Below are 7,761 nucleotides of genomic sequence, written 5' to 3'. Positions count from 1 at the left end.
CCGGTGGAGCCGGAGGTGTAGATGACGTAGGCCGCGTGGTCGGCGGCGGTGCCGGCACCGTCCCCGGCCACCGCCGCCGGCTCCTCCACGGCACCCGACTGCTCGCCGCCGCCCAGCAGTTGTGCCACCCGGGCCGGGTCGTCGAGGGTGACCGCGGGCGCGGCGTCGGCGAGCATCAGTGCCCGGCGCTCGGCGGGGTAGGCGGGGTCCACGGGCAGGAAGGCGGCACCGGCGCGGGTGACGGCCAGCTCCGCCGCTATCAGCTCCATGGAACGGGGCAGCACGAGGGCCACCACCCGGTCGGGTCCCGCTCCCCGCCGTACCAGGTGCGCGGCCAGCCGGTCGGCGCGGGCCGCCAGTTCGCGGTACGTCCAGGTGCGCCGGCCGTCGGTGAGGGCCGGCGCGTCCGGGGTGCGGGCCACCCAGGCGGTGAACAGCTCGCCGAGCGTCGGATGCGCCGGGGCCGCGGCACTCTCCGGCGCGCCGGCGGCGGGGCCGGCCTGCGGCAGGGAGGACGCCGGTGCGGGCTTGTCGTGCAGGTCCGTCATGGGTGAAGTCCTTTGGAGAGCGGGACGAAGCGGCGCGGACGGCCCCGGCCCGCCGCGGGGGCGGTGCGCTGGACCGGGACGGCGCACCGGGCGTGCGCGACGGTGCGGCGGTGTCGACGGCGGTACGGCGGTTCGGGGCCCGACCGGGGATCACCTGACCCCCGGGCGTGCCCGGTCGGCCGGGACGGCGCTACGGCGGCCCGGCGTGGCGGTGCGGGACGGACGGGCGGTACGGCACCGGTGGCCGCCGGACCGGGGAAGGTTCCGAGGGCCGGAGCCCGGGACTCGGACCGGGGAAGGTGCCGAGGCCGGGGCCCGGGACGGTTCCGTGGGGACGCCTCCGGGCGAGGAACCGAACCGGAACCGGTGGCCCTTGCAGGACCGGCACCGGCTCCCGGCCGCCCTGCCCGACGACGGGGGGACGTGGGGACGTGGGCGGGGACGTGGGACCCGAGGAACGAGGACCCGAGGACCCGACGGCCTCCTGCCGGACGGGGCCGGAACCGGGCGCCGGGACCGACCCGACGAAGACCGGGAGCGGAACGGTGACCGGGACGGGGATGCGGTCCCCGGCAACCGGCCGCGGCCGGTTCCCGTACCGCCGGCACCGCGGTTCAGCCGTCGTCGGTCCGGCGCGCCGTCCGTCCGGATATCTGCACCCGGTCGACCCGTCCGGTGGCCGGATCGCGGTGGAACCGGCCACCGGGCTCAGGACGCCCGGTGGCCGGATCGAGCAGATCGCACGACAGGTCGGCGTAGCAGACCAGCGGGAGCGCCAGGTCGCCGTCCACGGACAGGGCCGGCGCGCCGTCCGGTCCGGGCGCGATGCGGTACGTCGTGGTGCCGTTGCGGTACGTCCCCGCGCACTCCGGCAGGACGACGGGACGGCCCCGGTCGGTGGTGCGGGAACCGACGGGCACCCGTACACCGGTGACCCGGACCAGGTCGTCGGCGAGGTCGCGCCAGAGCGCGGTGGCGCCCCCGGCGTTGCCCGTGAAGGCGACCACCACACCACTCTCGGGATCGACCCGCAGATGGCAGGACGTGCCCTGGGCGTTGCCGTCGTGACCGCACCACACGCGGCCGTCGCGCTGGTAGAGGGCCAGTCCGAGGCCCCAGCCGTCGGCCAGCGCGCCCGGCCGGGCGGCGGTCTCGGGGCGGCGCATCTCCTTGGCGACGGCGGGCGGCAGCAGGTCCGAGCGGCCGGCCAGCGCGTTGCCGAACGCGGCCAGGTCCAGGGCGCTCGCGAGCAGCGCGCCGGCCGGTGCCTCCAGCGGTGCCAGGTTCTGCCGGGCCGGACGGGCCTTCCCGGTCGCCGTGTTGACGGCGTGCCCGGCGGCCACGGGACGGACCGGCGAGGTGTCGCCGATGAACGCGGGCACCACCCCGAGCGGTTCGAGGAGCAGCGCCCGGACCGCCTCGTGCCACGGCATGCCGGTGACCGTCTCGACCAGCCGTCCGGCGGCGACGTAGCCGGCGTTGGAGTAGGAGAAGTCGGTGCCCGGCGCGAACAGCAGGTCCCGGGCGGTGCAGACGGCCGTGAGGTAGCGGGTGGTGGTGGTCGCGGCGGCCGTGTCCGAGTCCGGTCCGGTGGGCAGACCGGCGGTGTGGCTGAGCAGTTGGCGCACCGTCACAGCGGGCGTCCCGCTCAGTTCCGGGAGGTGCTCGGCGGCCGGTTCGTCCAGGTCGAGATCGCCGTCGTCGGCCAGGAGCATGACGAGCGCGGCCGTGTAGGGCTTGGTGAGCGATCCCAGGGGGACCGCCGTCTGCCCGGTGAAGGGGCTGCCGGTCGCGGCGTCGGCCGTACCGGTGTGCACGGCGACGACGTCCGCCCCGGTGTCGAGGACGAGTTGGGCGCCGGGCACCCGGTGGGTCCGGGCGAGGGTGTCGAGCCGGTGCTGGAGGTCGCGGTGTAACAGGGACGGCGTTCGGGCGGCGGCCGGAGCGGCGGGGATGGTGTACGGCATGAGAAGGGGACTCCCGTTGGATGGGTCTCATGTGCGGGTGTACCGGTCCGGTCCGTGAAGAGCGGTGCGGGGGCCGGCCGGGGGCGCTGGGCGCGCCGGAGCTACGGTCTGCGGACCTCGACCGGCAGATGGCGGACGCCGATGATGACGGCCGGGTTCTGGTAGGCGATGTCCTCGTAGGAAGGGATCTCCAGGATGCGGAATCGTTCATGCAGCATCCGCAGGGCGATCCGGGCCTCGAGCCGGGCCAGTGGCGCGCCGAAGCAGAAGTGAATGCCGTGCCCGAAGGTCAGATGGGGATTCGGACTCCGGGTGACGTCGAAGACGTCCGGTGCGCTGAAGCGGGCGGGATCGCGGTTGGCGGCACCCAGATGCGCCATCATCAGGGCGCCGGCCGGGATGTCGTGACCGCCGAGGGTGACGGGCCTGGCGACGCGGCGGCCCAGTTCGGGGAAGGGCGGCAGCCAGCGCAGCACCTCCTCGACGGCGGCCGGTACGCGGGCCGGGTCGGCGCGCAGTGCGGCGTCCGTGCCGGGGTGGCGGTCGAAGGTGACGACCGCGTTGCCCAGCAGCGCGGTCGTGGTGATGTGGCCGGCGACCAGCAGCAGGGCCACGAAGCCGACCATCTCCTGGTCGGCGAGCCGGACGCCGTCCACCTCGGCGGCTATGAGTCTGCTGGTGAGGTCGTCCCCGGGATCGGCGCGGCGGGCGCGGATGTACTCCAGCATGTAGTCGTTCATCTGGCGCACCGTGGGGGCGATGGCCTCCAGCGCCCGCTCCAGATCGGCCATGTCGGGTGCCTCGCCGAGCTGGTCGCCGCCGAACAGGACGCTCGCCCACTCCTGGAAGAGCCGGTGTTCCTCGGCCGGGATGCCGAGCAGTTCGGCGATCACGATGATCGGCAGCGGATAGGCGAGCGCGTCGACCAGGTCGAACCGGTCGTGGTCGGCGACGGCGTCCAGCAGCCGGGCGGAGACCGCCTCGATGCGGGGTTCGAGTCCCCGCACGACCCGCGGGGTGAACGCCTGGCTCACCAGGGTGCGCAGTTTGCGGTGCTCCGGCGGGTCCATGCCGACGAAGTTGCCCTGGGTGAAGGTCTCGAAGTCGGCCTGGGTGGGCGCCAGGGCGGACATGTCCGATGAGTACGTCGCCGGGTCGGCGAGCACGGCGGCGACGGTCTCGTGGTCCAGCACCTGCCAGACGCCCTGTGCCTCGTCGTACCGGACCGGACCGGCTTCGTGCAAGCCCCGCCAGCGGTCGGGTAACTCGTCGAGGAGGGGCCGTGAGCCCGTCGGTTGCTTGCTGATCACCTTGTCTCCTTGCTTGCGCGTGCGGGCACGGTGGAGTCACGCACACCGAGGCATGTCGTGGACCGGGGGCGGTCCGGGCGTCAGGCGTTCCGGGACACGGCTGTGCCACCCTGCCGGGACATCCGGACGGAAAGAGCGCGTGACCCGCGTGGCCTTCCTCGTACGCGGCGGACGGTCAGTCGCCGTAGGTCTGCTGTCGGGACGGGCCGGAGGCCCTCAACACATGCGATGCAGGACGTGGCGACCGCGCGGCCGACTGCGACCCCGCGGCGAGCCCGCTCGTGTGGCGCGCCAACCCGACATAACCCATCCCCTCGGCGATACCTCCCGCGCGGCGAACACGCGGGACCCTCCCGGCTCGTGAACGGACGACGGGGCCCGAAGCCCCGACCGTTCGAAACGAGGTGTGAGAATACGCAGTCCCAGTCCGTGCCGCCCCATGATTGGCATGATGCGTACCTCGGGACACCTTCGTTTCGATGGAACTCGGCCACAGTCTTCACGGCGAGTCACATGCAAGCAACCCCCTGAAGTTGAACGGAGAGTACCCGCCCGGTGCTCTTGCGTCACCATCCGGCCACTTCGCCAGGTTCTCCGCGCACACGACTCGGCGGCCGGATCGTCGCCCCCGCGTGTGCCCCGGCGCCGTACCCGCAAACCGAGCGCGCGGGAAAAACATGGCGCCGCGGCGCGGCACCGCGGCGCCGGCCGGCGCCCCGTCGGCTTCCGGCCGCCCGTGTCCGGTACCGCGCCGTACCGTGCCGCCGGTTGGCCGAACCTCGCCTGAACTGGTGTGATGATCCGGACGGCGACACTCCGAGGCCGCCACCGGTGACAGCGGCACGACACGCCGTGGGCACCTGCGGGACCATCGACGACACCCCGCGTCCGACCCGTCCATCACCGCCTCCGAGCACCACCGATCCGGGCCACGGACGACGACGACCAGCCCCGCTGCGTACGTATTCGGCCATCCTGGCGCGAGGGGGGCGCACACGAGGCACCCGGAGATCGCCCGTGCTTCCCACGCACGACCGGGCGCCCCGGCCGGCCGACGCGCTCCCGGTGCTGGGCGGGTCGGACGCGGGGACGGCCGGGCGGTGGGTGCGAGGCACCCGCCACGCGGGGGCGCGGGCGGCGAGCGAGGAACGCTCGCCGTGCGCGGGGCGCCGCCCCGAGGGAGTCTTGTGCCCACGATGCCACGCACGGCCTAGGAGGAGGTGGTCGGCGTGTCGGACGGGCCGGGGCCGGTACCGGCGCCGGCGGCCCAGGAGGTGCCGGCCGGCCGGCCGGTGCTGTCGCTCGCGCTGGTCTCGATGATGCACGAGGTGCGCGCGCACTCCGGCGCGGTGTATCTGCTCGGACCCGACGAACCGGTCCTGCGGATGGCCGTGCACGCGGGCATGCCCCGGGCGTTCGCGGCGCCCTGGGAGCGGGTCGGGCTGAGCGCACCGCTCCCGCTGGCGGACGCGGTGCGCGAACGGCGGCTGGTGTGGGTCGGCGGCGAGGAGGAGATGGCCCTGCGCTATCCGCGGATCGCGGTGGTGCTGCCGTACCCGTTCGCGCTGGCCGCTGTCCCCGTGGCGACGGAGCGGAAGGTGTACGGCGCCGTGTTCGTGACCTGGCCCGGCGCCCATCCGCCGGAGCTGTCCGAGGACGAGCGGGACCATCTGTGGGCGGCCTGCGGGCGGCTCGCGCTCCGGCTGGAGCGGTCGGGGCAGGACGAGCGGCGGCTGGGCCGGGAGCACGACGTGCTGGCGTCGCCGGTTTCCGGGGTGGCGGACACGCTGGGCTCGGTCGAGGCGGCCCGGATGGTGTCCCGGCTGCCGTACGGACTGGTGTCACTCGATCTGCACGGCCGGATCGGCTTCGTCAACGCGACCGCCGCCGAGCTGCTCGGCAGACCGGCCGGGGAACTGCTGGGGGTGCAGCTCTGGGCGTCGGTGCCGTGGCTGAACGACCCGATGTACGAGGACCGTTACCGGGCGGCGCTGCTCAGCCAGCAGGTGGTGTCGTTCGTGGCGCTGCGGCCGCCCGGGGACTGGCTGTCGTTCCGGCTGTACCCGAGCACGAGCGGACTCAGTGTGCGGATCAGCCGGGCGCGGGCGGTGGCGGACATGGCGCGCGAGGCTCCGCGGACCGGCCCGGGGCCGTCCCGGCTGGTGACGATCTCCCAGGTGCTCAGCCTGGCGGGCGCGCTGACCGAGGCGGTGGGGGTGCACGACGTGGTGCAGCTGGTCTGGGACGAGGTGGCCCCGGCCGTCGGCAGCCAGGCACTGGCGATCCTCGGCTCGCAGGGCGGCCGGCTGCACGTGCTGGGGCACCGTGGCTACGCGGCCCCGCACATCGTGGAGCGGTTCGACGGGCTCGCGCTGTCCGAGCGCACGCCGGGGACGCAGGCGCTCAACACCGGCGTGCCGGCGTTCTTCGCCTCCCGCACGGAGCTGGAACGGCTGTACCCGAGCCGCCACGAGACCCCGGACGGCTTCGCGGCGTGGGCCTATCTGCCGCTGACCGCTTCCGGCCGGCCGGTGGGCACCTGTGTGCTGGCGTACGCCGAGCCGCACGTCTTCCCCGCCGACGAGCGGGCGGTCCTGACGTCGCTGGGCGGGCTGATCGCGCAGGCCCTGGAACGGGCCCTGCTCTACGACGCCAAGCACCGCCTGGCGCACGGCCTGCAACAGGCGCTGCTGCCGCACTCGCTGGCGCCGCCGGCCGGCATCGAAGCGGCGGCCCGCTATCTGCCGGCCACGCACGGCATGGACATCGGCGGCGACTTCTACGACCTGCTGCCGGCCCGTCCCCTGGCGGCGGCGGTGATCGGCGACGTCCAGGGGCACAACGTCACGGCCGCGGGCCTGATGGGGCAGATCCGCACCGGGGTGCGGGCGTACACCACGGTGGGGCAGGCGCCGCACGAGGTGATGAGCAGCACCAACCGGCTGCTGATCGATCTCGGCGCCGACCTGTTCGCCAGCTGTCTGTATCTGCGGCTGGACCCGGCGCGCGGCCGGGCCGTGATGGCGCGGGCGGGACATCCGCCGCCGCTGCTGCGCCGGCCGGACGGACGGGTGCGGGTGCTGGACCTGGCCGGCGGGCCGCTCCTCGGGATCGACGCCGAGGCGGTGTACCCGACGACCGAGGTGTCCCTGTCCCCCGGCTCGGTGCTCGTGCTGTACACCGACGGCCTGGTGGAGTCGCCCGGCATCGACATCGAGGACGCGCTGGTCGGCCTCGGCGAGCTGCTCGCGGACATCGGCGACCAGCCGTTGGAGAAGCTGGCGGACGAGGTGGTCCGGCACAGCGTGGCGGCGCGGCCGCGGGTGGACGACATCGCGGTACTGCTGCTGCGGGCCCGCGCCGACGGCTGAGCCCCGGTACGGCCTGCCCGCGCACGACCGTGGTCCGGCCCTCCGCCGGAGGGCCGGACCACTCCCCGCCGACCGGACCGAGGGGGGGCGGCCGGAGGGGGTACGGGGCGCCGGCCCCCTCCGGCCGCACGGTCGCCGTGGAGGGACGGCGTGCCGGTCGCCGGTGGGGGGACGGCTCGGGGGGCGCCGCCGCGGGACGGTCCGGCGCGCACCGGTCGGGGGACTGCTCAGCGGGCCCCGGTGGGACGGCCGGGCGGGTCCGGGCGGGACGGCTCGGCGCCTCCCGGTGGACGGCTCAGCGAGTCCGGGTGATCTCTCACCGGCTCCCGGTGAGGGACGACGACCCGTTGTCGGCCGTGCCGCTGCCGGACTGGGCACCGGAGGGGTCGGCCGGGGCGGCGCCGCCGCCGATCTGGTCGCCGCCGGCACCGGACTGGTCACCCGCGCCGGACTGGTCGCCCGCGCCGGACTGGTCACCGGCACCCGACTGGTCACCGGCACCGGACTGGTCGCCCGCACCGCTCTGGTCGCCCGCACCCGACTGGTCACCGGCACCACTCTGGTC

The 7,761-nt window shown here is 74.9% G+C and carries 4 protein-coding genes and 1 pseudogene; 1 reads left to right on the top strand and 4 read right to left on the bottom strand.

Annotated elements, in window-relative coordinates:
- From GT045_RS13175 to GT045_RS13165, 3 genes are all read right to left on the bottom strand, one after another.
- Window positions 1-548, bottom strand: a 548-nt coding sequence (locus GT045_RS13175) for an AMP-binding protein (protein ID WP_161334279.1), incomplete at its 3' end; no start/stop codon positions are given.
- Window positions 549-1,162: 614 nt separating this feature from the next.
- Window positions 1,163-2,515, bottom strand: coding sequence for a serine hydrolase domain-containing protein (locus GT045_RS13170; RefSeq protein WP_161334278.1), 1,353 nt, complete (start codon window positions 2,513-2,515; stop codon window positions 1,163-1,165).
- 101 nt (window positions 2,516-2,616) lie between these two features.
- Complete coding sequence (locus GT045_RS13165; protein WP_161297859.1) at window positions 2,617-3,825, bottom strand: cytochrome P450; 1,209 nt, start codon at window positions 3,823-3,825, stop codon at window positions 2,617-2,619.
- A 1,229-nt stretch (window positions 3,826-5,054) separates the two neighbouring features.
- On the opposite strand from GT045_RS13165, the gene GT045_RS13160 reads away from it, so the two are divergent.
- Entirely contained in the window at window positions 5,055-7,196 is a 2,142-nt protein-coding gene (locus tag GT045_RS13160; protein WP_161334277.1) for a SpoIIE family protein phosphatase, read from the top strand.
- A 316-nt stretch (window positions 7,197-7,512) separates the two neighbouring features.
- Here the strand turns inward: GT045_RS13160 and GT045_RS13155 are convergent.
- Window positions 7,513-7,761 (bottom strand): annotated as a pseudogene (locus GT045_RS13155) (S1 family peptidase); the annotation flags it as partial.

It is taken from the genome of Streptomyces sp. SID486 (genome assembly GCF_009865385.1).
Lineage (GTDB): Bacteria > Actinomycetota > Actinomycetes > Streptomycetales > Streptomycetaceae > Streptomyces.
This window is presented reverse-complemented; position numbering and strand designations above follow the sequence as displayed.

What these genes read in the sequence shown, in the direction of transcription:
- GT045_RS13170 (WP_161334278.1), bottom strand. Translation starts at nt 2,515, where the DNA reads ATGCCGTACACCATCCCCGCCGCTCCGGCCGCCGCCCGAACGCCGTCC.